23 protein-coding genes and 2 pseudogenes are annotated in these 24270 nt (G+C 73.2%); 15 read left to right on the plus strand and 10 right to left on the minus strand.

Annotated features, from left to right (window positions below; translation table 11 throughout):
* Window positions 1-43 precede the first annotated feature (43 nt).
* Window positions 44-289 carry a hypothetical protein gene (locus IEZ20_RS22095; RefSeq protein ID WP_189301741.1) on the minus strand — a complete coding sequence of 82 codons (246 nt, stop codon included), beginning with the start codon at window positions 287-289 and terminating at the stop codon, window positions 44-46.
* A gap of 157 nt (window positions 290-446) precedes the next feature.
* Between IEZ20_RS22095 and IEZ20_RS22100 the strand changes: the two genes are divergently transcribed.
* Window positions 447-2444: a glycosyltransferase family 2 protein gene (locus IEZ20_RS22100; RefSeq protein WP_189301404.1), complete on the plus strand. Its 1998-nt coding sequence runs from the start codon at window positions 447-449 to the stop codon at window positions 2442-2444.
* Here IEZ20_RS22100 and IEZ20_RS22105 read toward each other — a convergent pair.
* The gene (locus IEZ20_RS22105) at window positions 2437-4035 is read right to left on the minus strand and encodes an alpha/beta hydrolase (RefSeq protein WP_189301406.1); all 1599 of its coding nucleotides are present in this window, start codon (window positions 4033-4035) and stop codon (window positions 2437-2439) included. The genes IEZ20_RS22100 and IEZ20_RS22105 overlap by 8 nt on opposite strands.
* Window positions 4032-5237 carry a serine hydrolase domain-containing protein gene (locus IEZ20_RS22110; protein WP_189301409.1) on the minus strand — a complete coding sequence of 402 codons (1206 nt, stop codon included), beginning with the start codon at window positions 5235-5237 and terminating at the stop codon, window positions 4032-4034. Before IEZ20_RS22110 ends, IEZ20_RS22105 begins: the two co-directional genes overlap by 4 nt.
* 307 nt (window positions 5238-5544) lie before the next feature.
* On the opposite strand from IEZ20_RS22110, the gene uppS reads away from it, so the two are divergent.
* Together uppS and IEZ20_RS22120 are read left to right on the plus strand one after the other, a co-directional pair.
* Window positions 5545-6234 carry a polyprenyl diphosphate synthase gene (gene uppS, locus IEZ20_RS22115; RefSeq protein ID WP_229896211.1) on the plus strand — a complete coding sequence of 230 codons (690 nt, stop codon included), beginning with the start codon at window positions 5545-5547 and terminating at the stop codon, window positions 6232-6234.
* Window positions 6231-7706, plus strand: a complete 1476-nt coding sequence (locus tag IEZ20_RS22120; RefSeq protein ID WP_189301411.1) for an oxygenase MpaB family protein — start codon at window positions 6231-6233, stop codon at window positions 7704-7706. The genes uppS and IEZ20_RS22120 overlap by 4 nt, the downstream gene beginning before the upstream one ends.
* A gap of 27 nt (window positions 7707-7733) precedes the next feature.
* Here the strand turns inward: IEZ20_RS22120 and IEZ20_RS22125 are convergent, their stop codons facing one another.
* Entirely contained in the window at window positions 7734-8606 is an 873-nt protein-coding gene (locus tag IEZ20_RS22125) for an SGNH/GDSL hydrolase family protein (RefSeq protein WP_189301705.1), read from the minus strand.
* A gap of 331 nt (window positions 8607-8937) precedes the next feature.
* Here IEZ20_RS22125 and IEZ20_RS22130 point away from each other — a divergent pair, with 331 nt between their 5' ends.
* Complete coding sequence (locus IEZ20_RS22130; protein ID WP_189301413.1) at window positions 8938-9093, plus strand: DUF6131 family protein; 156 nt, start codon at window positions 8938-8940, stop codon at window positions 9091-9093.
* Window positions 9094-9160: 67 nt separating this feature from the next.
* On the opposite strand, the gene IEZ20_RS22135 is transcribed toward IEZ20_RS22130, so the two are convergent.
* The gene (locus IEZ20_RS22135; RefSeq protein ID WP_189301415.1) at window positions 9161-9784 is read right to left on the minus strand and encodes a DinB family protein; all 624 of its coding nucleotides are present in this window, start codon (window positions 9782-9784) and stop codon (window positions 9161-9163) included.
* A 68-nt stretch (window positions 9785-9852) separates the two neighbouring features.
* Window positions 9853-10077: pseudogene (locus tag IEZ20_RS22140) on the minus strand (prolyl aminopeptidase); the annotation flags it as partial.
* Between the two features lie 248 nt (window positions 10078-10325).
* Here IEZ20_RS22140 and IEZ20_RS22145 point away from each other — a divergent pair.
* The 6 genes from IEZ20_RS22145 (at window position 10326) to IEZ20_RS22170 (ending at window position 16217) form a co-directional block, all read left to right on the plus strand.
* Window positions 10326-11084, plus strand: a complete 759-nt coding sequence (locus IEZ20_RS22145) for a polysaccharide deacetylase family protein (RefSeq protein WP_189301417.1) — start codon at window positions 10326-10328, stop codon at window positions 11082-11084.
* Window positions 11085-11210: 126 nt separating this feature from the next.
* A complete protein-coding gene (locus IEZ20_RS22150) occupies window positions 11211-12509 on the plus strand; it encodes an extracellular solute-binding protein (RefSeq protein ID WP_189301420.1) in 1299 nt (432 codons plus the stop codon).
* Window positions 12506-13426: a carbohydrate ABC transporter permease gene (locus IEZ20_RS22155; RefSeq protein ID WP_189301423.1), complete on the plus strand. Its 921-nt coding sequence runs from the start codon at window positions 12506-12508 to the stop codon at window positions 13424-13426. Before IEZ20_RS22150 ends, IEZ20_RS22155 begins: the two co-directional genes overlap by 4 nt.
* On the plus strand, window positions 13423-14283 hold the full coding sequence (locus tag IEZ20_RS22160; protein WP_189301425.1) for a carbohydrate ABC transporter permease: 861 nt from the start codon (window positions 13423-13425) through the stop codon (window positions 14281-14283). Before IEZ20_RS22155 ends, IEZ20_RS22160 begins: the two co-directional genes overlap by 4 nt.
* A gap of 143 nt (window positions 14284-14426) precedes the next feature.
* The gene (locus IEZ20_RS22165) at window positions 14427-15026 is read left to right on the plus strand and encodes a 2'-5' RNA ligase family protein (protein ID WP_189301427.1); all 600 of its coding nucleotides are present in this window, start codon (window positions 14427-14429) and stop codon (window positions 15024-15026) included.
* Between the two features lie 102 nt (window positions 15027-15128).
* Window positions 15129-16217, plus strand: coding sequence for an aminoglycoside phosphotransferase family protein (locus IEZ20_RS22170; RefSeq protein ID WP_189301429.1), 1089 nt, complete (start codon window positions 15129-15131; stop codon window positions 16215-16217).
* A gap of 24 nt (window positions 16218-16241) precedes the next feature.
* Here the strand turns inward: IEZ20_RS22170 and IEZ20_RS22175 are convergent, their stop codons facing one another.
* Together IEZ20_RS22175 and IEZ20_RS22180 are read right to left on the minus strand one after the other, a co-directional pair.
* Window positions 16242-17132 (minus strand): SDR family oxidoreductase, encoded by an 891-nt coding sequence (locus IEZ20_RS22175; protein WP_189301432.1) that lies wholly within the window; start codon window positions 17130-17132, stop codon window positions 16242-16244.
* A gap of 81 nt (window positions 17133-17213) precedes the next feature.
* Window positions 17214-17399: a hypothetical protein gene (locus IEZ20_RS22180; RefSeq protein ID WP_189301434.1), complete on the minus strand. Its 186-nt coding sequence runs from the start codon at window positions 17397-17399 to the stop codon at window positions 17214-17216.
* Between the two features lie 346 nt (window positions 17400-17745).
* On the opposite strand from IEZ20_RS22180, the pseudogene IEZ20_RS39805 reads away from it, so the two are divergent.
* The 3 genes and pseudogenes from IEZ20_RS39805 to IEZ20_RS22190 form a co-directional block, all read left to right on the plus strand.
* Window positions 17746-18076: pseudogene (locus IEZ20_RS39805) on the plus strand (amidohydrolase); the annotation flags it as partial.
* Window positions 18077-18161: 85 nt separating this feature from the next.
* Entirely contained in the window at window positions 18162-18563 is a 402-nt protein-coding gene (locus tag IEZ20_RS22185) for a VOC family protein (protein ID WP_189301437.1), read from the plus strand.
* Window positions 18564-18641: 78 nt separating this feature from the next.
* On the plus strand, window positions 18642-19370 hold the full coding sequence (locus tag IEZ20_RS22190) for a hypothetical protein (RefSeq protein WP_189301439.1): 729 nt from the start codon (window positions 18642-18644) through the stop codon (window positions 19368-19370).
* Window positions 19371-19524: 154 nt separating this feature from the next.
* Here the strand turns inward: IEZ20_RS22190 and IEZ20_RS22195 are convergent, their stop codons facing one another.
* Entirely contained in the window at window positions 19525-20745 is a 1221-nt protein-coding gene (locus IEZ20_RS22195) for a right-handed parallel beta-helix repeat-containing protein (protein ID WP_189301442.1), read from the minus strand.
* A gap of 242 nt (window positions 20746-20987) precedes the next feature.
* Window positions 20988-21932 (minus strand): class A beta-lactamase, encoded by a 945-nt coding sequence (gene bla / locus IEZ20_RS22200; RefSeq protein ID WP_189301444.1) that lies wholly within the window; start codon window positions 21930-21932, stop codon window positions 20988-20990.
* A 124-nt stretch (window positions 21933-22056) separates the two neighbouring features.
* Between bla and IEZ20_RS22205 the strand changes: the two genes are divergently transcribed.
* Together IEZ20_RS22205 and IEZ20_RS22210 are read left to right on the plus strand one after the other, a co-directional pair.
* Window positions 22057-23121, plus strand: coding sequence for a LysR family transcriptional regulator (locus IEZ20_RS22205; RefSeq protein ID WP_189301446.1), 1065 nt, complete (start codon window positions 22057-22059; stop codon window positions 23119-23121).
* Window positions 23118-24056 carry a serine hydrolase gene (locus IEZ20_RS22210; RefSeq protein ID WP_189301448.1) on the plus strand — a complete coding sequence of 313 codons (939 nt, stop codon included), beginning with the start codon at window positions 23118-23120 and terminating at the stop codon, window positions 24054-24056. The genes IEZ20_RS22205 and IEZ20_RS22210 overlap by 4 nt, the downstream gene beginning before the upstream one ends.
* The last annotated feature ends 214 nt before the right edge of the window (window positions 24057-24270 follow it).

Raw genomic sequence — 24270 nt, forward strand, 5'->3', positions numbered from 1 at the left:
GGCACCCCCGGGACACCCGGCGAGGCACCGCACCGTCCGGCGGTCAGCCCTGGGCGCACTCCCGCGCCTGCACGTCGTCCTCCGCCGTCGGCAGCGGCTTGTGGCCCTCCGTCCACGGGTTCACCCATCCGCAGTTCCCGCAGGCGTAGCGGCCGTTGACGCCGGCGATCTCCGAATAGCACTGCACGCACTGGGTCCGCGTGATTTCCTGGCCCTCCAGGAACGCCGCCGCGGCAGCCGCCTTCTCCGCGTCGGCCACCCGCCGCGCGCGCCTTCGTGTCCCGCTCACGACGCCGACCCTATCCCCGGGACCGGCGCGCCGCCGATGCCCGGCGGGAAGCAGCACGTCACCGGCCACCCGCCACGCCGACACCTTTTGTCCATGGTAGGTTCACAGAAAACTCGAAGCCGCCCCGGGACCGCCCGGTAATGGGGAGCGCACATTCATGCCCGGTGCCACCGTCTCGGTCGTCATAGCCGCGTACAACGCGATGCCGTACCTGACCCAGTGCATCACCTCCGTCGCCGAGCAGAGCATCGGCCGTGACCGCATCGAGGTCATCGTCGTCGACGACGGTTCGACGGACGGTACGGCCGCCGAGCTGGAGCGCCTCCAGGGCCTCTACCCCACCATGCTGCGCGTCTTCCGGCAGGAGAACTCGGGCGGCCCGTCGGCCCCCCGCAACGCGGGCCTCGACCACGCCACCGGCACGTTCGTGTTCTTCCTGGACGCCGACGACAGCCTCGGTCCCGAGGCGCTGGAACGCATGGTGACGATGGCCGAGGAGAACGGCACCGACGTCGTGCTCGGCAAGATGGTCGGGGTCGGCGGCCGTGGCGCGCCGACGTCGATGTTCCAGCGCAACCAGCCGCGCACGGACGTGTTCTCGTCCCGTGTGTACTGGACGCTCAACCCGATGAAGCTGTTCCGCCGGGAGCTGCTGGAGCGGCACGGGCTGCGTTTCCCCACCGACCTCGCCATCGGCGAGGACCAGCTGTTCGTCGGCGCCGCCTACCTGCACGCCTCGGGCATCTCCGTGGTCGCCGACTACGACTGCCTGTACTGGGTGCAGCGCGAGGACGAGGGCAACATCACCCGCCGGCTCAAGGGCTCCGAGCGGCGGCTGCGGTTCCTGCCCCGCATGGTCCAGCTGATCCTGGAGAACGTGCCGCCGGGCCCGGGCCGCGACCACCTGGCGCACCGGCACCTGACCGTGGAGGTCCAGCAGCTGCTGGCGTACCACCTGGTCCACGAGCCCCGCGAGAGCCAGCACAAGACGCTGGACCGGCTGGCCGAGATCATCGAGCCGCTGTGGCACGAGGGGATGAACGAGCGGCTCTCGGCCATGGCCCGGCTGCGGCTGCACCTCGTACGCCACCGCATGCTGGACGAGCTGCTGGAACTCGTGGAGTTCGAGAAGCAGCTGGCCCGGACGAAGGTCGCCACGCCCGTCCTCGTGGACGGCGGCCGGGCGCTCGCCCGCTACCCGTTCCTGCGCGACCCCGAGCGCGCGATCCCCGACCTCTGCTACGACGTCACCGCCCAGCTCGGCGTCCGCCACCACGTCAGCCGCGCCGAGATGACGGGCGGTGTGCTCCGCCTGGCCGGGCACGCGTACCTGCACCGCGTGGAGACCCGCGACGTCGGCACCGAACTGGTCCTGCGCGAGCGCGACAGCGGGACCGAGTACCGGCTGCCGGTCACGCACACCGTGACCCCGGGGCTGGGGGCGGACCAGGACGAGGGGCGGTACGCGTACGACCTCGCCGGGTTCGAGGCGACCGTCGACATCGCGACCGCCGCCGACGGCAAGCCGCTCGCCGACGGGCTGTGGGACATCTCGCTGGCGGTCGGCGCCCAGGGGCTCACCAAGGAGGTGCGCATCGGCAGCAAGCGCGCCGACGACGTCTCCGGTGCCGCCGACACGCGGATCGTCGCCGCCGGCGAAGGGCTGCGCGCCGTCACCCTGTACACCACCAAGCCGTACGGCAACTTCACGCTCGACCTCGGCGAGAAGAAGCACAAGGTGCTGCGGCTCCTGCACGTCGACAAGGACGTCCGCTGGGCCGACGGCGCCCCCACGGAGCTGCTCGTCAGCGGCCGGTTCGATGCGGCCGAGCACCCGGAGGGCACCCTCGTCCTCGCCCTGGAGGACGGCGCGGGCAGCACCGTCTCCTTCCCGGTCCGCCCCGCCTCCCCCGGCGGCGCCTTCCGCGTCGCCGTGCCGGTCGGCGCCCTCCCGGCCGGTGTCTGGACCGGGGAGCTGCGGCTCGGACCGTGGACCCTGCCCCTGCCCGCGCTTCCCGCGGACCTCGCCCCCGCCAAGTGGCGGCGCCTGGCCCTGCCCTGGTACGCCCGTCCCCTCCCCGGTTCCCGCGACCGTTTCGCCCTCAAGGTCGCGAAGACCGACCTCGTCAAGGCGCTCGCGCAGCGTCTCAGGTAGACGCCGGACCGCCGCCCCGGACCCCGGCCGTGGTGGGGCGGGGGCAGGTCAGGTCCCGGTCCGGCAGGCGGCCGGTCGCGAGGTAGGTGTTGACGGTGGTGTCCACGCACGTGCTGCCGTACACGCCGTAGACCGCGTGCTGGTCCGCTCCGCGCAGCGTGACCAGGCGGGAGCTGGGCCAGTTGCGGCGCACCGCCCGCGCGCCCTGGTAGATGGTGCGGGGGTCGCCGGTGGCGTTGACGAGCAGGGCCGGCAGGTCGTCGCGGATCGTCGTCGGGCGTTCGCGCGGCGGGTCCCAGAAGGCGCACGCGTTGATGTCGTGCGTGACGGGCGCGAACAGCGGGTCTGCCGTTCCGGCGCGCCGCAGGTCGCGCCAGTACGTCTCCGGATCGCGGGGCGCGGCCACGTCCCCGCACAGGATGGCCGTCTGCGCGCTGCCGTAGGCGGATTCCCGGCCGGTCAGCAGGAAGTCCAGCGTCGAGGCCAGCCACGGGGACGGGGTGACCTCGCGGCCCGCGGCGGCGCGCCGCAGCTCCCGCACGCCCTGGGCGAAGTCGCCGTAGGCCGTGGGATTGTCCTGGGAGAGGCCGTTGAAGACGATGACGGGCAGGACGTGGTCGTCCACCCGGTGGCCGCCCAGGCGCAGGGGTGTGCGGGCGGCGGCCGCGCGGACCGAGTCGACCGTTTTCAGCACGGCGTCGCGGGTGCGTCCCAGCCGGTACGTCGCGTCGTGCGCGGCGGCCCAGCCGGCCCAGCCGCGCAGGGCGTGCCGGTTGGCCTCCTCCGAGCCGCGCAGCAGCCGGGGGCTGTAGCGGGCGGGGTCGGCCACGCCGTCCAGGACGACCCGGCCGGTGTGCCGGGGGAACATCGTCGCGTAGACCTGGCCGAGGTAACTGCCGTAGGAGCAGCCGAGGTAGGAGATCCTGCGCTCGCCCAGCGCCGCGCGGATCACGTCCATGTCGCGGGCGGTGTTCCGGGTGGTGGCGTACGGCAGCAGGTCACCGGCGTGGGTGCGGCAGCGTGCGGCGAGGTCCGCGGAGAAGGCGGCCATGCGGTCGAAGCCGGCGCGGCCGGTGCCGGCGCCGCGGATCATGCTGCCGGTGGGCCAGTGGCAGTCCAGCGGGGTGCTGCGGCCGACGAAACGGGGGTCCACGCCGACGACGTCGTAGCGTGCGCCGACGTCCTTCATGGCCTTGCGCACCCACGGCGGGTCACCGATCGTCTGTCCGCCGGGGCCGCCGCTGTTGAGCAGCAGCGCGCCGGCGCGGTGGGCGGTGTCGGTGGCCCGGATCCGGGACACGGCGACGGTGAGGGTCCGGCCGTCGGGGCGGCTGTAGTCCAGCGGGACGGTGACGTCGGCGCATTGGGCGCCGGCCTGCTGGAGTTCCTTGCCGGTGGTGTCGTCGGGGCCGAGCAGGCAGCTCTTCCAGCGGAGGTGCTGGTGGTGGTAGCGGGCGAGGGGGTCGGCGGCCGGCCGGGCCGCGGCCGGTGAGGCGGGGGCGGCGCCCAGGGTCAGGGCGCCCGCCAGGGACAGGGCGACGGCTGCCGCGGCCCGGGGGGCGAGCCGTCGCGGGGAGGTGGCCTGGGTCATGCGGGGGTCCTTTCGGTGGACGGGGCCTCGCAGAGGGCCGTGTCGACGACGTCGAGGAAGTCGCGTTCGGCCTGGAGGGTGGCGGGCACCTCGGTCAGGGCGACGGCGACGGTGCGGCCGTCGGGTCCGGTGGCGACCAGCGCGCGGTGGCCGCCGGGCACGGTCCCGGCGTGGCCCCACCAGCTGCCGCCGCAGGACAGGGGTGAGGAGATCAGGCCGAGGCCGTAGCGGGCGCCGGGCCAGAGCCGGTCGGGGTCGGCGGCCACCGTGCGCCGCATCTCGGCGAGTCGGGGGGCGGGCAGGAGCCGGCCGCCGAACAGCGCGGTGGCGAACCGGGTCAGGTCGGCGGGCGTGGACACCAGGGCGCCGCCGACGCCGCCGAAGGTGGTGTTCCAGGCGGTGCCGTCGGTCCGGCGGCCGTCCTCCGCGGTGAAGTAGCTGTGCGAGTGCGGGCCCCGGATACGGCTCTCGTCGCCCGGCCAGTACGTGTCGTGCAGGCCCAGCGGCGCGATGATGCGGCGGGTGATCTCGGTCTCCGGGCTGTGGCCGGTGACCGCGCGCACGATCAGGCCGGCGACGAGGTAGTTCGTGGTGGCGTAGTGCCAGGGGTGTTCCGGGCGTGGCAGCCGCAGGGCGCGGGCGATGAGCCGGCGCGGCTCGAAGTGGCGGTACCGCACGCGTTCGGGGTGCTCCCACTCGGGGGCTTCGAGGTAGTCGGGCAGACCGCTGGTGTGCTGGAGGAGCTGCCGTACGGTGATCCGGCGGCCGTCGTGACCGCCCGCGCGGATCAGGCCCGGCAGGTAGCGCTCGACGGGCGCGTCCAGGGAGAGCCGTCGCTCGGCGGCGAGCTGGAGGACGACCGTCGCGGTGAACGTCTTGGTGACGCTGCCGACGCGCAGCCGGTCGGTGCTGTTCATGGGGCGGCCGGTGCGCAGATCGGCCACCCCGTCGGTCACGGTCCGGCGGGCGCAGGGGGCGTCCGGGCCGCCGCCGGTGACCAGGACGGCGGCGCCGGCGATCCGGTCCTTCGTCACCAGGTGGTGCACGGACCGGCTCAGCGCCGTGTCGGGGCCGCACGGGCGGGAGGTGGCAGGAGGCGGCTGTGCGGCGGCGGCCGGAGCGGCGGTCAGCAGGCAGGCCAGGGCCACGGCCGTCAGGCCGGTACGCCGGCGGAACGCGGAAGTCGGTAACGGGTTCGCCATGTGACAGCACGCTAGGCACCGCCGGGGCCGCGCTCACTCCGGCAGGCAGGCGGATCGGTGCGGGGGACATCCCCCGCGCACGACCGGGGGAGAGCCCCCGCGCCCGCCGTGCCGGCCGGCCGTCGGTCGCACGGTCGGACAGCAGTACCAAGGGTGAACCTGGGGCGCTCCCGCGGTTTCCCGGATCAAGGAACTGCCACGCTGGGCGGGACGAGGTTCCGTTCGGTGCCGCTGGGGGGCAGGCGTGACGGTTGGGGAGGACACCCGCGGTTCCGTCCGGAGGGTGCCGCGGCATGTGGCGTGCGTGATGGACGGCAACGGCCGCTGGGCGGCACGGCGGTCGCTGCCGCGTACGTCGGGCCACCGTGCCGCGGAGACGACGGTGATCGACGTCATCGAGGCGGCGCGGACGGCCGGCGTGGAGTGGCTGAGCCTGTACGCGTTCTCCACCGAGAACTGGCGGCGCCCGAGCACCGAGGTCGACTTCCTGATGCGGCTGGTCCGCCGGGTGGTGCGCAAGCACGCCGCGCTGCTGCACGCGCGCGGGATCCGCTGCAGGTTCCTCGGCGTGGCGGATCCGCGTATTCCCCCGGCGCTGGCCCGGGACTTCGCCGATCTGATGACGCTGACCGGCGAGAACCGGGGCATGACGCTGACCGTCGCGTTCGACCACGGCGGGCGCCGGGACATCGTGGCGGCGGCCCGGTCCCTGATCCGCAGCGGGGTGCCGGCCGAGGCCGTGGACGAGCGGAGCTTCGCCGCTCATCTGCCGTTTCCCGACACACCCGACGTGGACCTCGTCATCCGCACCTCCGGGGAGCAGCGCATCTCCAACTTCATGCTCTGGCAGGTCGCCTACGCGGAGTGGCTGTTCCCGCCGGTGCTCTGGCCGGACTTCCGCGCGACGCACTTCCTGGAGTGCCTGCACACCTATCGGCAGCGCGACCGCCGCTTCGGCGGCGTCACGCCGTACACGAACGGAGAACGACGCCCGTGACGGAAACGGCCCGCAACGAACCCGGCAGCACCGGCGACACCTCCGGCGCCGGGGGCGATCGACTCTTCGGCCCGGGCAGCCGGTTCGAGGCGTTCTTCAACGATCCGCGCTGGGCGCTGGCCGTCGTCCGGGCGACGGTGCTGGAGGCCGCGCACCCCCAGGTCGGCGCGGCCCTGGTCGACAACTCGGTGTTCGTGGCCCACCCGTGGCGGCGGCTGCGCAACACGGTCGTGAGCCTGCAGCGGATGTTCGGGGCCGACGACGAGGTACGGCGCAGGGAGGCGGCGCGGCTGAACCGGCTGCACGCGCGGCTCAGGGGCACGGACACGCGGGAGAGGCCCTACGACGCGATGGATCCCGCGGTGCGTGCCTGGGTGGTGGCGACACTCTTCGAGAGCAGCGTCACGATGTGCCGTCTCAGCGGACAGCCGCTGGAGCAGACGGACATGGAGCGGCTGTACGCCGAGTTCCGGGCGTATCTCGCCGCCCTGGACGGGGACGCCCGTCAGCTGCCCGCCACCGTGCGGGAGTTCTGGCCGTACTACGACCGGGTGGTGGAGGAGGAGCTGGAGAACACGGAGGCGATGCGCGTCATCCTCTACCGGCTCTTCGACCATCTGCCCGCGCCACCGCTGCTGCAGGGGCTGCCCACCCTGTGGGCGGCCGGCCGGGCGCTCGCCGGGCCCCTGCTCGGCGTGGTCACCGTGGCGTCCCTTCCGGAGCCGTTCCGCCGCCGGGCGGGGCTGCCGGAGCTGCCCGGCGCCCAGGCCCTGATGCAGGGCGCGTACCTCGGCGTCGGCCTCGCCCGGTTCCTGCCGAGCGGCTGGCTGCGCACCGAGGTCCTCACCGAGCTGCTCGCCCTCTCCCCCGACGGCGACGACCCCCGGGCCCGGACGATCGGCGCGCTGCGGGACCGGATGAAGCGGGCCGGGGCCCTGGTACGGCTGCTCGCCCCCCTTCCGCCGGAGCCGGACCCCGATGCGGGCGACACCGCGCGGCGCAGTGCGGAGGAGTTGTTCGCGGCGGTGCTGGACCAGACCGGGGACGGGTACCTGGACTGGCCCGACCTCGCCGCCATGGCCCGGGAGATCGCGGGCCGGCTCGATCTGGACGAGCCGGAGGAGACCCGGCTCTACGACGCCTTCGCCGGCTGGTGGCGGGAGCTGCAGGCTGCCCTCGACACCGACGGCGACGGCCGCGTCAGCGGCCCGGAGTACGCGGCGGCCGTGCCGTCGCTCGCCGGTCCCGCCCTGATCCGGGTGGCGGAGGTGCTCTTCGACGTCACCGACGCCGACGGCGACCAGCGCATCGACGCGGCGGAGTACCGGGCCCTGTTCCGCAGGGGCTTCCGGCGGGACAGGGCCGGTTCGGACGACACGTACGCGCGGGGTGCGTTCGTGCGGGACTTCCTGGCCTTCATGGCGGGCCGGGAACGCTCGTCCCCCTACGACCCGCTGCTCGCCGACGCCTGACCGGGGGGCTCCGCGCGGGTCGCGCGGTCAGCCGAGGCCGAGGACGCCCAGGGTGTGTTCGGCCATGCGCTGCTCGCCCAGGGCGTTGGGGTGGACGGGGACGATGTTCTGCCCGAACAGGAGCGGCTCGATCCACCGGGTGCCGACGGGCCGGCAGGCGTCGTGCCCGGTGGAGGCCTCGGCGAGGTCCACGTAGGTCGCCCCCGTCTCCGCGGCGGCCCGTTGCACCACCGCGTTGAGGTGTGCCTGCAGGGCGTGCAGGTAGGGCACGTCGCCGGTGGCGACCGGGAGTCTGACGAAGCAGGAGGGGTCGGCCGTGGCGGGTGTGATCCACGGGTAGCCGAGCACCGCGACCCGGGCGTGCGGGGCCTTGGCGCGCACGCTGCGGAGCGCGGACTTCAGCGCGGGGTAGGTCTTGGCGTCGATCTCGTCGTCGAAGGACGTGCCGTACCGGTCCTTGCAGGGGCTGCCCTTGCCGCCGCTGAGGACGCCCGCGGTGCCGCAGGCGGTCACGGCGTTGATGAAGGTGCCGTTGTCGTTGCCGCCGATGGTGAGGGTCACCAGGTCGGTGTCGTCGGTGAGGGCGTCGGTCTGGGGGGCGACGCCGGGGTACTGGGCCTCGGTGAAGTCCTTGGTCTGGGCGGCCCCGCAGGTGACGTCCGTCAGCCGTGCGGCGGTCCGGGCGGCGATGACGTGGGGGTAGTTCGCCGTGGAGCGCAGGCAGAGCGGGCTGGTGACGTCGACGGGGAGGACGCCCGAGGCGGCGCTGTAACTGTCGCCGAGGGCCGCGTAGTCGAGGGGGGCCGTGGCCTGGGCGGGGACCGCGGTGAGGCCGAGGGCCAGTGCGCCGACGGCCGCGGAGGCGGCGGTGAGGGCTCGGCGCAGGGCGGGCAGGGGCATGGGGTGCTCTCCCTTCTCGGGCATGGGGGTGCCGTGGGGCGGGCGTGCTTCTCGGGCATGGGGGTGCCGTAGGACGGGCGTGCGGGAGCGCGGGGACGGCGTGGCTCGATCGAGCGGAACGGCGTGCGGAACGGCGTGCGGGCCACGAGGTGGCGGCCGGGAGAACGTCGGGGGGTTACCGCGGGGTACTACCGCTAGGTAATGTGAGGCCGCCGACATGCGGAGTCAACAGCGGCGACAGAACTTCTTTGAATTACGGACCGCACTGATAGGACTCGCGGATCCGGGGCACCCGGAGGGCAGGACCACCGTCAGCAGCTGGAGGCACGTCATGATCGCCCTCGGCATCATCCTGCTCATCATCGGCTTCGTCACCGGTATTTCGATCCTGTGGACCATCGGCGTGATCCTGCTGGTGGTGGGAGCCATCCTGTGGATCATGGGGTCCATGGGACACGCGGTCGCCGGCCGCCGCCACTATTGGTGAACGGCACCATGTGATCCGTCCCGGCGGGCGCTTCCGGCGCTCGCCGGGCGGCGTGTGCGCGGGGGCGTCAGGCCGGCCCGGCCGCCCGGTGGAGGTCACGGAGCAGGGCGATCTCGGCGCCGTGGTGCAGCACCTCCTGGTTGACCCACCACACGATGTCCCGGAAGGGCTCCTCGACGTCGCTGCCGTAGGGGTACGCGCAGTACCCGACCGTGTCCAGCGCGGCGTCGTCCGCGCCCAGCAGCACGGCGCGCCAGGCGGCGGCTCCTGAGGCGAGGGCCTCGACGGCTCCGGCGGCGTCCCCGCCGACCGGGTGCTCCTCGCGGGTCGCCGAGCGGCTGCCGGTGGTGTGGTCGGCGCGCAGCACCAGCATCTCGGTGAGATGGCTCAGGCGCCAGGCGATCGTGGTGACCGGCGGCGGCCAGGGGTGCGGGTAGGCGGCGGCGTCGCGGCCCCAGTCACCGGCACCGGCCAGGAAGGTCGCCCGCGGTCCCGGCCCTGCCGCCCGCGGGCGGACCGACCAGCAGCCGGGCACCGGCTCCCACAGGTACTCCTCGTCGGTCAGGGGCTCGACCCGCGTGTCCGTGCCGTCACCGCTGTCCATGACCGGTCCGCGCAGCCGGCCGAGGAGCCGCTCGCACGCGAAGTCGAACTGGTCCAGCAGCGGACGCAGGCGGGGCGGTGTCGTCATCGGCCGCTCTCCTGAACGATGGCCGGCCACCGGCGGGCCCGCCCGGCGTCCCCGTCTCCCCTGTCTCCGCCGCTTCCGTCGCCGTCGCGCAGGAAGTGGCCGTTGCCCCGGTAGTGGGTGACGGTGCGGGCGAAGCCCTGGCGGAACAGCGGGTCCTCGAAGCGCTCGACGGAGCGCGGGGGCGCGGGGACGGTGGCCGTCTCCCCGTCGGTCCGGGCCCGCGCGGCCCGCTGCCGCACCTCAGGGCCGGGGGATTCGGGCGGGCGGCCGTAGGCCGCGGCGAGGTTGCCGTCCCCCACGGCGAGCATGCCGTGCGCGTACGGTTCGGTCTGCGGGTAGAGAGGCATCCGGGCACCGTAGCGCGCAACGCGCCGGGCTGTCCGCCGGGTTGCGGCCCGCCGGACCGCGGGCGACTGTCGCGGCAGCGCCGCGGAATTGTCCGTGATCGGTAACAGAGGGATCCCCCGCCCGTTCCCCGCCGTCCTGCCAGGTGCGAAGCATCGGCACGGCACGGACAACAGACGCAGGGGGCGGGACGGACATGGCGCGGCATGGCGGACGGGGATGGTACGGCCGGGTGATCGCGGCGGCGGTCGGGGTCACGGCGGTGGCAGCCGCCACCTCGGTGTGGACCGCGCAGGCCGGCCAGAGCGGCCACCCGGCCGCGCCGGCCAGGCCCGCCAAGCCGAAGGCGGCCGTGTCCGCGGCCATCGCGCACGCCTCCGACCGGGGCGAGCACGCCGTCAACATCACCATCGACGACGGCCCGGACCCGGTCTGGACCCCGCAGGTCCTCCAAGTACTGCGCGACAACGGCGTGAAGGCGACGTTCTGCATGGTCGGCACCCAGGCCCAGGCGCACCCGGATCTCGTCCGGCAGGTCGTGGCCGCCGGGCACCGGCTGTGCGACCACACCGTGTCGCACGACACCACCATGGACACCAAGTCCGAGGCGTACCAGGCGCAGCAGATCGTGGACGCGGAACGGCAGATCACCAAGGCGTCGGGGGGCGTCCGCCCGATGTACTACCGGGCGCCGGGCGGCGCCTTCACGCCGTACAGCCGGAAGCTGGCGGCCTCGCACGGCATGCGTCCGCTGGGCTGGAACGTCGACTCGAAGGACTTCGAGCGGCCGGGCAGCGACGCGATCATCTCCACGGTCAGGAGCGAGGTGACCAACGGGCCCACGATCCTCTTCCACGACGCGGGCGGCGACCGCTCCCAGACGGTGGCGGCGCTGCGCACCCTGCTGCCCTGGCTGAAGCAGCAGGGGTACGACTTCGGTTTCCCCGTGCGCTGAGAAACCGGCCCCGGGTTCCGCCCGCCCCTCTTGTGGGCGTGTTCATGCAGCAATTAGCCTCCGAGGCGTTGTGCACAGCGAAATAGTCATTGCGCATGTTGCAACGCCTCATCGGAGGAAGACTCCATGAACCTGTCCGTCCGTCTCGCGGCGTTCACCGCGCTCGCCGCCGCCCTGGTCACCGCCTGCGCACCCCGGACCGCCGGCACCTCCTCCGCCGGCACGGACGAGAAGAGCGGCACCCTGCGGGTGTGGCTCTTCCAGGAGGTCGACAACCGGCCCAAGCAGCACGTGGTCGACGCCGTCCTCGCCGGCTTCGAGAAGGCGCACGAGGACACCGAGGTCAGCGTCGAGTACATCCCCGTCGAGACCCGCGCCCAGCGCATCAAAGCCGCCTTCAACGACCCGAAGTCCGCGCCGGACGTCATCGAGTACGGCAACACCGACACCGCCGGCTATGTGCGGGACGGCGGACTCCTGGACGTCACCCGGGAGTTCGACGCCTGGGGCGAGACCAAGGACACCGACCCGACCGCCCGGCGGTCGGTCACCGTGGACGGCCGGGTCTACGGGGCGCCGTACTTCGTCGGCGTCCGCGCGCTGTACTACCGGACCGACATCTTCCGCGAACTCGGCCTCTCCGTACCGAGGTCACAGGCCGAGCTGATCTCGACGGCCAGGCGGATCCGCGCCGAGAAACCCGGCCTGTACGGCCTCGCCGTCGGCGGCGCCTACACCTACGGCGCGCTGCCGTTCATCTGGGCCCACGGCGGCGACCTGGCCACCGGCGAGGAGGGGTCGTACGCCTCCGCCCTCGACCGCCCCGCCGCCCGGAAGGGGATCGAGGCCTACACCTCGCTCTTCGGCGACGACAACTGCCCCGCCGCCACCTGCGCGGGCATGACCGGCAACGACACGGTGACCGCGTTCGCCTCCGGAAAGGCGGCCATGGCGATCGGCGGCGACTTCAGCCACGCCGCCGTGGAGGCCGGGAAGGTCAGGGGGAAGTACGCGGTGGTGCCGCTGCCCGGGGTGGAGCCCGGCTCGATCGCACCGGCCTTCGCGGGCGGCAACAACATCGGTGTCCTGAAGAACACCGCGCACCGCACGCTCGCCGTTGACCTGATGAAACGGCTCGCCTCGAAGAGGACGCAGCGCGACCTCTTCGACGCCATGGGCTTCCTGCCGACCTTCACGGATGTACGGCGGCAGGCCGCGGCGACGGAGCCGTTCGTGAAGCCGTTCGTGCGGACCCTCGCCGCCGGCACCGAGTTCGTGCCGGCCTCGCCCGCCTGGGCGCGGATCGACTCCTCGCTGGTGCTGCCGACCATGTTCCAGGAGATCGTCAGCGGCAGGAAGGACGTGGCGGCGGCGTCCGAGGACGCGGCGCGGAAGATGGACGACGCGTTCGGCTCCGCCGGATGAGCCGGGCGGCGGTGCCGTCCGGGCGGACGTCCGCGAAGGGCCGCCGGGCCGGATGGACGCCCTGGTTCTATGTGGCTCCCGCCCTGCTCGTGCTGGGCGGGCTGCTGGTCTACCCCGTCTGCCAACTCGGGCTGATGTCCGTCCTGGAGTACACCCAGGCGCAGGTCAGCGGTGGGGAGCCCACCCGTTTCCGGGGCCTCGCCAACTACACCGAACTGTTCGCGGACGACCAGTTCCGGCAGGTGCTCTTGGCCACGGTGGGCTTCGCGGCGGCCTGTGTGGTCTCCACCCTGGCGGTGGGCTGCGCGCTCGCCGTCCTGCTCACCCGCGTCCGCGCCCTTCCCCGCCTCGCACTGATGCTGGCCGCGCTGGGCGCGTGGGCGACACCGACGATCACCGGCTCGACGGTCTGGCTGTTCCTCTTCGACCCCGACTTCGGTCCGGTCGACCGCCTGCTGGGGCTCGGCGACTTCTCGTGGACCTACGGCCGGTACAGCGCCTTCCTCCTGGTGCTGCTGGAGGTGGTGTGGTGCTCCTTCCCGTTCGTGATGGTCACCGTCTACGCCGGCATCCGCGCAGTGCCGGGCGAGGTGCTGGAGGCCGCCGCGCTGGACGGTGCCTCGCAGTGGCGGATCTGGCGCTCGGTGCTGGCGCCGATGCTCCGGCCGATCCTGGTCGTCGTCACCGTCCAGTCGGTGATCTGGGACTTCAAGGTCTTCACCCAGATCTACGTCATGACGGGCGGCGGCGGCATCGCCGGCCAGAACCTGGTCCTGAACGTCTACGCCTACCAGAAGGCCTTCGCGTCCTCGCAGTACAGCCTGGGCTCGGCGATCGGCGTCGTGATGCTGCTGATCCTGCTCGCCGTCACGCTCGGCTACCTGCGGCTGCTGCGCCGCCAGGGGGAGGAACTGTGAGTCTCGTACGACGTCCCGTACCCCGTCGTCCGCCACGGCTCCCCTGGCGGCCGGCGGCCGAGGCGACGGCGCTGCTGGTCGCCGCGGTCGTCGCCTTCCCCCTGTACTGGATGCTGCTGAGCGCCGTGAAACCGGCCGGGGAGATCGAGTCCACCGAGCCGAGGCCCTGGACCTCCTCTCCCTCGCTGGACTCCTTCCGGCGCGTGTTCCAGCAGCACGACTTCGGCCGGTACTTCGTCAACAGCCTCGTCGTCGCGGTGAGTGTGGTGATCGCCTCCGCGCTGATCGCCTTCCTCGCCGCGACCGCCGTGACCCGCTTCCGGTTCCGCTTCCGGACCACCCTGCTGATCATGTTCCTGGTGGCCCAGATGGTGCCCGTGGAGGCGCTCACCATCCCCCTGTTCTTCCTCATGCGGGACCTGGGCCAGCTGAACACGCTGGGCTCGCTGATCCTGCCGCACCTCGCCTTCTCGCTGCCGTTCGCGATCTGGATGCTGCGGGGGTTCGTGCGCGCCGTCCCGGAGTCCCTGGAGGAGGCCGCGTACCTCGACGGGGCGAGCCGGGCACGCTTCCTGTGGCGGATCCTGCTCCCGCTGGTCCTGCCGGGCCTGGTCGCCACCAGCGTGTTCTCGTTCATCTCCGCCTGGAACGACTTCCTGTTCGCCAGGTCGTTCATCATCAGCGACACCTCGCAGTCGACGCTGCCGATGGCCCTGCTGGTCTTCTACAAGCCGGACGAGCCGGACTGGGGCGGGGTCATGGCGGCGTCCACCGTGATGACGGTCCCGGTCCTGGTGTTCTTCGTCCTCGTCCAGCGCCGGCTGGTCTCCGGACTGGGCGGAGCGGTGAAGGACTGACCCTCGGCCGTCGAGGACCCGGCCGCTGCCGTGTCCGTGTCCTGGAGAGGTGCGCGTCACCCGGTACGAGGACCGCGTGGGCCGGCGCCCGGAACGGGCCGCCGGAGGTGGGGGTTCCGGGACCGGTCTGCGAGCATGGCCGTGTGGACGGGTATCCGGCCTCCGGCGGGGCCGAGCCGTTGGACGCCCTCGATGTGGCGCCGACGCCCCGGACGGCGGTGGCGTGGCTGCCGCCGTCGGAGCTGTGGGCGCCGATCCAGGACATCCGCTGGGAGCACGACCCACAGGTACGGCGGTGGCCGCCGCATGTGAACCTGCTGTTCGGGTTCGTACCGGAGGAGGCGTTCGAGCGGGCGCTGCCGCTGCTCTCCGCCGGGGCGGCACGCAGTACGGCGTTCACGGCGCGCCTGTCCGGAGTGCGCAGCTTCCGGCACCGGCACTACGCGACGGTGTGGCTCGACCCGGCCGCGGCCGACCCGGCGCCGTGGGCCCGGCTCCAGCGGGAGCTGAGTGTGCGGTTCCCGCTCTGTCACGGCCGCAGGGGGCACTTCACCCCGCACCTCTCCCTCGGCCGCACCCAGGATCCCCGGCCCCTGGCCGCCGAGTGCGCCACCCGGCTCGGCACGCTGACGGCGGAGGTCGAGGAGGTGGTGCTGCTCTCCCGGCGCGACGAGGAGCCGATGCGGCCCCGGGCGGTGATCAGCCTCGGCACGGGCGAGGTCCGCCGGACGCGGGAGTACTGACCCGGTTCCGGCGGACGGCCGGGGCACGTCTGCTCGCCGCCCCCAAGGCACCCCTGGAAAAACCGCTGGCCGGGCCGTCGGCCCTGCTGCTGGGATGCGGTGATGCGCATCGATGACACCACCACCGTGGACCGGGGCCGCTATCCGGACGCGGCGACCCCGTGGCAGCGGAAGTCCTGGCGTGCGGAGGCCTTCGGCTGGGTGGCCGACCGCCTCAGCGCGCACGGCCTCCGTCCGGACGGCGCCCTGCGGGTACGACTGCGACCGTGGTCGGTTCTGGTCCGGATACCGGTCTCGGGACCGGGGACCGGCGTGGGAGCAGAGCACGGAGGCGGCGCAGAGCACGGGGACGGTGCGGGGCGGGGGGCCGGCGTGGGGCGGGCTGTCGTCTGGTTCAAGGCGAACCCTCCGGCCAGCGCGTTCGAGGGGCCGTTGACCGCCGCGCTGGCCCGCTGGGTGCCGGAGCACGTGCTGCGGCCGCTGGCCGTCGAGGCCGAGCACGGCTGGACGCTGCTGCCCGACGGCGGCGACCTGTTCCGGGCCGTGCTCGGCCGGGAACAGGTCGAGCCGCGGGACTGGGAGGCGTTGCTGCGCCAGTACGGAAGCATGCAGAACGACCTCGTCGCGCACGCCGCCGAGATCGAGCGGCTGGGCGTGCCCGCCGCCCGGACCCGCGACCTGCCCCAGGTGTTCGACAAGCTGCTCGCCGCGAACCGCGCGCTGACCCCGGACCAGCACACCCGGCTGGAGGGCCTGCGGCCCCGGCTCGCGGACTGGTGCGCGGAACTCGCCTCGGCCGGCATCCCCGACACGCTCGACCACGCCGATCTGCACGACGGCCAGCTGTTCCGGCCGGCACCGGGCCGGTTCACCTTCTTCGACTGGGGCGACGCCACCGTCTCCCACCCGTTCTGCAGCCTGCGCGTCCCTGTCGAACGAGCCTGCGACCGCTACGGGCCGCAGGTGCTGCCCCGGCTGCTCGACGCCTACCTGGAGCCGTGGACGGGTCCCGGCCGCACGGCGGCGGAGCTGCGGCGCGCCGCGGAACTCGCCTGGCGGCTGAGCGCGCTCGGCCGGGCGGCCTCGTGGGGCCGGATGTTCCCCGACGCCTCCGGCGCCGAACCGGGAGCCGCGGAGGGCGCCGCCTGGCTGCTGGAACTGCTGGGCGAGCCGCCCTTCCGGTCCGCCTGACGGCTCCCCCCAGCGGCGCGCGGGTCAGGGCAGCGGTGTGCCGCCGGTCGCGTTGAGGATCTCCCCGGTGATGAAGCTCGCCTGGGGCGAGGCGAGGAAGACGTAGGCGGGGGCCAGTTCGGCGGGCTGGGCCGGGCGTCCGAGCGGGCTCTGCTTACCGAACTCCGCCGTGTCGGGCATGGTCGAGGGGATGAGCGGGGTCCACACCGGCCCCGGCGCCACCGCGTTGACCCGGATGCCGCGCTCGGCGACCATCTGGGCCAGCCCGTGGGTGAAGGTGACGATCGCGCCCTTGGTCATCGCGTAGTCCAGCAGGTGCGGGCTGGGCTGGTACGCCTGCACCGACGTGGAGTTGATGACGCAGCCCCCGGCGGGGATGTGCGGCAGGGCGAACTTGGTCAGCCAGAACATCCCGTACAGGTTCGTCCGCATCACGCGGTCGAACTGCTCGGTGCTGATCGCCTCGATGCCGTCGGGCTGGGGCATCTGGTAGGCGGCGTTGTTCACGAGGACGTCGATCCCGCCGAACTCGGCGACCGCCCGCTCGATCAGCGACCGGCAGTTGTCCTCGTCACGGATGTCGCAGGACACCGCGACCGCCTTGCGGCCCGCGTCCTCCACCAGCCGGGCCGTCTCGCGGGCGTCGTCCTCCTCCTCGTCGAGGTGGGTGAAGAGCACGTCGGCACCCTCGCGGGCGAAGGCGATCGCCACCGCACGTCCGATGCCGGAGTCCCCTCCCGTGATCACGGTCTTGCGGCCCTCCAGACGGCCGGCGCCGCGGTACGACTCCTCACCGTGGTCGGGCGGCGGGTCCATCGGGCCGGTCCAGCCCGGGTGCGGCTGGTCCTGGGAGGGGAAGTCGGGGCGGGCGTGCTGCGTGACCGGGTTCGGCCGGTCACCCTGCTGGTCCGTCACGGTGGCCTCCTGCGTCTCAGGGTGGACAGGTCAGGCGACCGGGTTCCCCGTCCGGGACGGGTGAAAAGCGCCCCGCGCAGGTCAGGCGGTGGGCATGTCGTGGCCGCCGGTGGCACGCAGCCGGTCCCTGCGGGCGAGGTTGTAGATCCGCAGGAGGTGCTTCGCCACGGCACAGGGCACGGCGTCGGCATGGCACTGGCGGCAGGTCCGCATGTGCTGCTCGTAGGTGAGGCGCGCGTTTTCCAACGCGTCGTTGACAGAAGACATGGACTTCTCCGGGCAGGGCGCGTCCCAGGACGGCGCCGAGTTGACTGACTGGTACACCCGGAACAAGGTGATCATGTTACTGCCGGTACTGGGAAACTCGTACTGTCGGCGCCCTCCCCGAGCACCCGGAGCAGCCCACCCCACCCGCCGTCGCGGGCGGCGCGCGAGCGAGGCCCGCGCCGGCGGACGCATCGCGCCGACCATGGCCGGCACCCGAATACCGCCCGCCGCCCGGGAGGGCTGCGAGGACTACCGGAGGCACCCCTGACGGGCGGCCGGACCCCGGCCCGCCGAGCGAGCCGAAGGGTGCGGGGCCGTACCGTCACGCGGCTAACCGCCTGGGGACGACGACTTCCTGTCCCGCTTCGCCGAGTTGGGCGTCGCCGCGTCGCTCCAGCCGCCGCACACGCCTGCGACGGCCCGCCGGCCCAGGGGGCGCTGCGGCGCACCGGGACGGGCACACACCGCTGCCGGCGCTGGAGGGGTGCGCCAGCCACGCGGCGGCCGCCGGGGAGGCCGCCACCGCGGGCCGCATCGCGCCCGGCTTCCGTGCCGGTCTCACCGCGCCGTCGGTGGATCCCGTGCGGGCGCCGAACGACGAACTCGCCTACGCCGTGGTGGTGTTGACGGTCACCGGCAGGCACGTGGCACACCGGGAGCCGGGTCCGGTTTGGTAAGATCGTCCTACGGCATCGCGTGTCGGTCACCGGCCGGGTGAGGCATGGAGGTGCCCGTGAGTTTGCCCTCGGAGGCATTCCACTCATGTCAGTCGAGTTGAACCACACCATCGTCCACGCCCGGGACAAGCGGGAGTCCGCCGAGTTCCTGGCCCACATCCTGGGCCTGGAGGTCGGGTCCGAGTGGGGCCCGTTCGTCCCCGTCGACACCAGCAACGGGGTGACCCTGGACTTCGCCACGATCCCGGCGGAGTCGATCGTCATGCAGCACTACGCCTTCCTCATCTCCGAGGAGGAGTTCGACGCGGCCTTCGCCCGCATACGCGAGTCCGGGATCACGTACTACGCCGATCCGCAGGGAAAGCAGCCGGGCGAGATCAACCGTCACTTCGGCGGCCGGGGCCTGTACTTCATGGATCCGGCCGGACACGCGATGGAGATCATCACCCGCCCCTACGGCAGCCCCGAGCCGTCGGCGGGGTCCTGAAGTGCCGGGCGGGCCGGGGGCGTGGACCCCGGCCCGCCCGGTCGGCCGCCCCCGGCCGGCACACGGCACACTGAGCCGGTGAACGACTTCCGCCCGGTCCACCGGGATCCCGCCCCCGAGTGGTACGGACGCCTGAGGGCGCAGGCCGACGACCTCTCCCCCGCCGACTGGCTCACCGCGCACGGCCCGGGGCAGGGCGCCTTCGGGACGGTGGCGGCGATCGCCGCGCCGGGCTTCGCCGCGTACGCCCGGATCCTGCACCCCGCCCGGCTCGACGAGCGGCCGGTGCGCTGGTCCACGGTGGCCGCCGCCCACGGAACCCGGCTGACACCGGTCACCCGCTGGTACGAGGTCATCGGAGCGGACCAGGAGTACGTGGACCGCTCCGACCACGGCCTGCCCGGCGTGTGGGACGAACACCCCGACGAGGGCCCGACCCCGCCGGATGTCGCACGGGCCCTGCTGCCCGTCCTGGCCCGGCACACCGCGACCGCGGACCGGTGCTGGTTCGGACTGTGGTCCGGGTACGGCCGCTGGGACTGGGACCGCTTCCCGGCCTTCGAGGCCCCGGGCCGGGACGAGGTCCTGCTGGCCGGCCGGCTGGCCGACGCCGTCTCCCCCGCGGATGCGGAGGAGTTCGCCGAGCTGTGCGACCTGTGGTGGCCGCAGGACCGCGCCTGGTGTCTGGGCGGAGACGTGGACCTGGTCAGCACCTACGTCGGCGGATCCCCGGCCCTGATCGCCGACCTGCTGACCACGGCGGACCTGGAGGCCCATCCCGTCCACCCGGAGGACCCGGTCGGCTGAGCGCGGCTCTTGAACCCGAACGCGAGCGGCGACCACCACAGCCTGCCGTGGCGGCTCGGTCCGCTCACCCGGACCGGCTCCGCCTGCCGGGACGGACGGAAGCGGGACGCCGCCCGGAGCGGCGTCCCGTGTTCCCACGCCCCGCCGCCCCCGTCTAGGGGTTCACGACGCTGCCCCCGAAGGTGACCGCGAGGCGGCCGTCGGAGGCGAAGGACCAGCCGAGGGCGCCCGCGTACGAGGAGCAGCGCGAGCCGTTGGTGCCGGTCCAGAACTGGTCGGAGCCGTCGGTGTTCCCGACGGTCTTGTCGTTCGAGCCGCTGACGGCGAAACGGCAGGAGGTGTCGTTGCGGAACACCGAGGTGCCCGCGTCGAAGGAGAAGTTGCGCTGGGCGTTGTCGATGCCGACGTTGTCGGAGATCGTCATCGTGCCGGGGTTGCTGTTGTAGGTGAACCCGTGGTGCCCGTTCTTGTAGGCGATGCTGTGCCGGACCACGTGGTTCACCGCGATGTCGTCACCGCCGAGCTTGTAGCCGTTGCGGTCGCCGTTGGAGTTGACGGTGCCGTCGCTCAGGGTGCCGTTGCCGTAGGACAGGGAGTACTCGATGGTCACCGGGCCGATCGCGCCGGTGTCCGTCTTGGTGTAGAGGTCCCAGCCGTCGTCGATGTTGTGGTGGGAGACGTCGTAGCGGAAGACGTTCCCGGTGCCGGTGGTGAGCTTCGCGGCGAAGCCGTCGGCGTCCTCGCCGTCGGAGTCGGCGTTGTCGTGCGACTCGGAGCTGACGATCAGGTTGTTCGACGGCCACTGCGAGCTGGGAGTGCTGGAGGCGATCCGGCCCAGTTGCAGCCCCGTGTCCCGGTTGTAGGCCGTCACCACCCGCTCGACGACGTTGTTGCTGCCGCCGACGTAGATGCCGTTGTCCCCGGCGTGCTCGACCGTGAGGCCGTACAGCCGCCAGTAGTTGGCGAACAGCTGGATGCCCCGGTTGGAGGAACTCTCGCTCTGCCCCGAGAAGTTGAGCACCGGCTTCTCACCCGGGTAGGCGGAGAGGGTGGTGCGGGCGCTGGAGGTGCCGTCACGGCCGGCCGGGACGGTGACCGTGGAGGAGTAGGCGTACGTCCCGCCCCGCAGGTAGATCGTGCCGCCCGGGGTGATCCGGCTGATGGCCGAGGTGAGCGTGGTCGGGGCCGACTCGGTGCCGGCCGCGCCGTCGGTGCCGGTCGGTGACACGTAGAGCACGGCGCCGGTGGCCGCCGTGCCGCTCGAACCGAGTGGATCGTGGGGGAAGGTGGCGGCGGCCTCGGCCGTGGTGCCGGACAGCGCGACGAGCGCGCCGGCGAGCAGACCGGCGCACGCGATGGCTGGTCTCAGTTGCATCGGCTTGTCTCCCTGCGGGTTGGCTCGGCTGTGCGGATGCGAGTGGTCCAGGGGGGTGAACCCGACGGCCGGTCATGGCATGGTGAAGGGTGCACGGAAAGCGCTTTCCCCTGGACCTTCCCGACGGTAGAGAGACGTCATGCACACGTCAACCATCGCGTACATGATTCATATTCAGATGTGTGAATCTCTAGGGAACTTGTACGGTGGGATCGCGGGCGGGGTTCCGGGTGAGCCCCGGACTACTCGCCGGGGGCGAGGGCGCGGGCCACGACGGCCGCCGCGTCGGCGATCAGCGCCTGGTCCACCGGGGCGTCCGGGGTGCTCTTGCTCGACAGGACGGCCAGCACGACGGGGGTCCCCCGGGTCGTCCAGGCCACGCCGATGTCGTGGGCGGAGGCATAGTCACCGGTACCGGTCTTGTCCGCCACGACCCAGTCCTGCGGCAGCCCCTTGCGGAACCGCTCCGCACTGGTCCGGTTGCCCTTGAGCCAGGTGACGAACCGCTCGCGGTCGGCGGGGGCCAGCGCCCGGCCCAGCGCGAGGCGCTCCAGGCTCGTGGCGATCGCCTCCGGGGTCGTCGTGTCGCGCGCGTCCCCCGGGACCGCGGCGTTCAGCTCCGGCTCCCACCGGTCGAGCCGGCTCACCTCGTCGCCGAGCGACCGGTGGAAACGGGTCAGACCGGCCGGGCCGCCGAGTTCCCGGAGCAGCAGGTTGCCGGCCGCGTTGTCGCTGTACTGGATCGCCGCCGCGCACAGGTCGGCCACGGTCATGCCGGTCGCGAGATTCTCCTCCGTCCGCGGCGAGTTGGGGAGGAGGTCGTGCGGCGGATAGTGCACCACGCGGTCCATCGGCGCACATCCGGCCCGGTCGCGCAGGACCGCCGCCGCGGCGAACGCCTTGAACGTCGAGCACATCGCGAACCGCTCCCCCGCCCGGTGGGCCACGGCCCGCCCGGTGCGCACGTTGCGCGCGTACACACCGAGCCGGGCTCGGTAGCGGCGTTCCAGCTCGGCCAACTCGGCCCGGGCGGCGCGGGACCGGACATCCGGCGCCGCGGAGGCGGAGGTGGAGAGCGCCGTGGCGGTCATGGCGGCGCCGGTGGCCGCGAGGCCGGCGCGGATGAGGCGGCGGCGCGGCAGGGGGTCGGGGCGGTCGGTACGGGCACCGGTACTGCTGTGGGTCATGCGGGCCTCCCAGGTCGTCCGTCGTCGGCGTTCCTCGCTCGACGGGGACAGGGAAACAGGAGGAACACACCCATGTCCAAGAGGAAACTTTGAAGCTCCCATGCTCAATTGATATGAGTGCAGGGTGGATCTCCTGGCGCACCTAGAGGCCTATGTGGCGACGGCCGACGAGGCGAGCTTCTCCCGGGCGGCCGACCGGCTCGGCATCGCCCAGCCGCTGCTCAGCCGCCGTATCAAGACACTGGAGGAGCACTTCGGCGGCTCGCTGTTCGACCGGTCCCGGCGGCAGATCACGACCACCGAGCTGGGGCTGCTGCTGCTCCCGTACGCCCGGGACGTACTGGACCGGACCCAGCGGCTGCGGCGGGCCGCCCGGTCGGCCCGCCGCTCGCGGGTGCGCGCCGTCGGAGTCCCGGCGGACTGCGCCCCGGCCGCGCTGGCCCGCGCCATCCGCGCCGGCACCGAGCGCGGCATCACTCTCGGCATGCGGGAACTGCCGCCGGCGGAGCGGACGTCCGGACTGGCAGACGGTTCGCTCCAGTACGCACTGGTGCGGACCGCTCCGGAGCAGGGGGCGCTGCGGGTCCCGCTCGGACTGGCGTCGGCGCCGGGCCAGGACGGCACCGGAACCGGACGACCCGGGACCGGACGACCCGGGACCGCGGGGCGTCCGCTCCACCTCGAAGAGCTGCGACCGCGCCGCGGACGCGGCGCGGCGACCGCCGCCCCGCCACCCCTGCTGCTCCTGACGGAGGACGAGTTGCCCTCTGTCGAGGACCGGCTGCTGCGGTCCGCCGCACGCGCCGGGCTGCCCCGGGGACGGATACGGCCGGCCGGCCCGGCGGCCACCGCGCTCGCCGAGACGCTGGCCGGGAGCGCCCTGCTGCTGTGCGCAGAACCGTTCGCCCGCCGGCACGGCGCCCACTGGCGCCCCCTTGCCGACCGCGCACTGCACCGGGGGTACGACGTGCGTGCCGCCCAGGTCCGGACCGACGCGAGCGGGGTGCCGGGCTGGCTGGCCGCGCTGCTCGCGTCGGCCGTGGGCGCCGTAGCCGACGGGCACGACGGGCACGGCGGGCCTGGTGGGTACGGCGGGCCTGGTGGGTACGGCGGGCAGGACGGGGACGGTCGGCCGGAATCCGCGACCGGCGGCCAGGACGTCCCCGCGCGGCTGGCGGCACGCGGATGAGCGGGGCGGCGGCGTACCACCCCGTGTACACCGGTGACGACGGTGCCCTCCTGGACGTCGCCGAGACCGTCGCCACGGAGTGGGCGGCGCTGGGGGTGCGCGGTTCCTTCCTCGCCCGCAACCTCGGCACCGGCGAGCAACTCGGCTTCGGAATCGACGTACCGACCCCCCTGGCGTCGGTGGTGAAGGTGCCGCTCGCCCTGGTCGTCCTGGACCTGATCGCGGCCGGGGAACTCGACCCCGCGCTCCCGGTCACGGTGGACCCGGGCACGAGCAGCGTCGGTCCGACCGGACTCGCCGCCTTCCGGTACCCGGCCACCGTGGCCGTCGCCGACCTGCTCCAGCTGATGCTGTCGGTGAGCGACAACGCCGCCGCGGACGCGCTGCTCGACCTGGTGCCGGTGGCGGACGTCGAGGCACGGCTGCGGGCGTGGGGGTGCGACGGGATCCGGATGCGGCACCGGATGAACCACCTCTACGAGTGCGCCGCCGGTGCCGCCGGCAACGACTTCTCCCTGGCCCTGGAACTGGCCGTCCGGGACGAGCGGGCGGGCCGCCACACCATCGGGACACTCGACCCCGCGCAGGCCAACACCGGCACGGCCGCGGCGCTCGTCGACCTGCTGCGCCGCGTATGGTGCGACGAGATCGCCAGTCCCCCGGCGACGGCGGAGCTGCGGCGTCTGATGGGACTCCAGGTCTTCACCCAGCGCCTGTCGAGCGAACTGCGGGCGGACACGCTCCGCTGGTTCGGCAAGACGGGCACCTTCCTGCACCTCCGGCACGAGATCGGGGTGCTGGAGGCGGACTCCGGAGACCGGGTGGCGATGGCGGCACTGACCCGCGCGGACCGCATCGCGGGGGTGGCCGCGGACATCGACCTGGCGATCGGGGTGGCGGGACGGGAGGCGTTCGAGGCGCTGCGCTGCCGCTGAACTCGGCGGCCGAGACCCGGCGGCCCTGTGCGGGCACCTTCGCCGGCGAGGGCGTCGGCCGGATGCGGACAGACCGTACGCGGATGGCGGTCCGCAGTGGTGGATGCTGCCTCTCGGCCCTTCGTCGTATGAGCCCCTCGGCGTCGTCCGAGCACCTCGGCGTCGTATGAGCACCTCGGCGTCGTATGAGCACCTCGGCGAACAGGGAGTCGGC

Source organism: Streptomyces cinerochromogenes (assembly GCF_014648635.1).
GTDB classification, from domain to species: Bacteria; Actinomycetota; Actinomycetes; order Streptomycetales; family Streptomycetaceae; genus Streptomyces; species Streptomyces cinerochromogenes.

Bases quoted from the DNA above. Each gene is read 5' to 3' on its own strand.
- IEZ20_RS22100 (WP_189301404.1), top strand. From the start codon at position 447: ATGCCCGGTGCCACCGTCTCGGTCGTCATAGCCGCGTACAACGCGATG.
- IEZ20_RS22105 (WP_189301406.1), bottom strand. From the start codon at position 4,035: ATGACCCAGGCCACCTCCCCGCGACGGCTCGCCCCCCGGGCCGCGGCA.
- IEZ20_RS22110 (WP_189301409.1), bottom strand. From the start codon at position 5,237: ATGGCGAACCCGTTACCGACTTCCGCGTTCCGCCGGCGTACCGGCCTG.
- uppS (WP_229896211.1), top strand. From the start codon at position 5,545: ATGGACGGCAACGGCCGCTGGGCGGCACGGCGGTCGCTGCCGCGTACG.
- IEZ20_RS22125 (WP_189301705.1), bottom strand. From the start codon at position 8,606: ATGCCCCTGCCCGCCCTGCGCCGAGCCCTCACCGCCGCCTCCGCGGCC.
- IEZ20_RS22130 (WP_189301413.1), top strand. From the start codon at position 8,938: ATGATCGCCCTCGGCATCATCCTGCTCATCATCGGCTTCGTCACCGGT.
- IEZ20_RS22135 (WP_189301415.1), bottom strand. From the start codon at position 9,784: ATGACGACACCGCCCCGCCTGCGTCCGCTGCTGGACCAGTTCGACTTC.
- IEZ20_RS22145 (WP_189301417.1), top strand. From the start codon at position 10,326: ATGGCGCGGCATGGCGGACGGGGATGGTACGGCCGGGTGATCGCGGCG.
- IEZ20_RS22150 (WP_189301420.1), top strand. From the start codon at position 11,211: ATGAACCTGTCCGTCCGTCTCGCGGCGTTCACCGCGCTCGCCGCCGCC.
- IEZ20_RS22155 (WP_189301423.1), top strand. From the start codon at position 12,506: ATGAGCCGGGCGGCGGTGCCGTCCGGGCGGACGTCCGCGAAGGGCCGC.
- IEZ20_RS22170 (WP_189301429.1), top strand. From the start codon at position 15,129: ATGCGCATCGATGACACCACCACCGTGGACCGGGGCCGCTATCCGGAC.
- IEZ20_RS22180 (WP_189301434.1), bottom strand. From the start codon at position 17,399: ATGTCTTCTGTCAACGACGCGTTGGAAAACGCGCGCCTCACCTACGAG.
- IEZ20_RS22185 (WP_189301437.1), top strand. From the start codon at position 18,162: ATGTCAGTCGAGTTGAACCACACCATCGTCCACGCCCGGGACAAGCGG.
- IEZ20_RS22195 (WP_189301442.1), bottom strand. From the start codon at position 20,745: ATGCAACTGAGACCAGCCATCGCGTGCGCCGGTCTGCTCGCCGGCGCG.
- bla (WP_189301444.1), bottom strand. From the start codon at position 21,932: ATGACCCACAGCAGTACCGGTGCCCGTACCGACCGCCCCGACCCCCTG.
- IEZ20_RS22210 (WP_189301448.1), top strand. From the start codon at position 23,118: ATGAGCGGGGCGGCGGCGTACCACCCCGTGTACACCGGTGACGACGGT.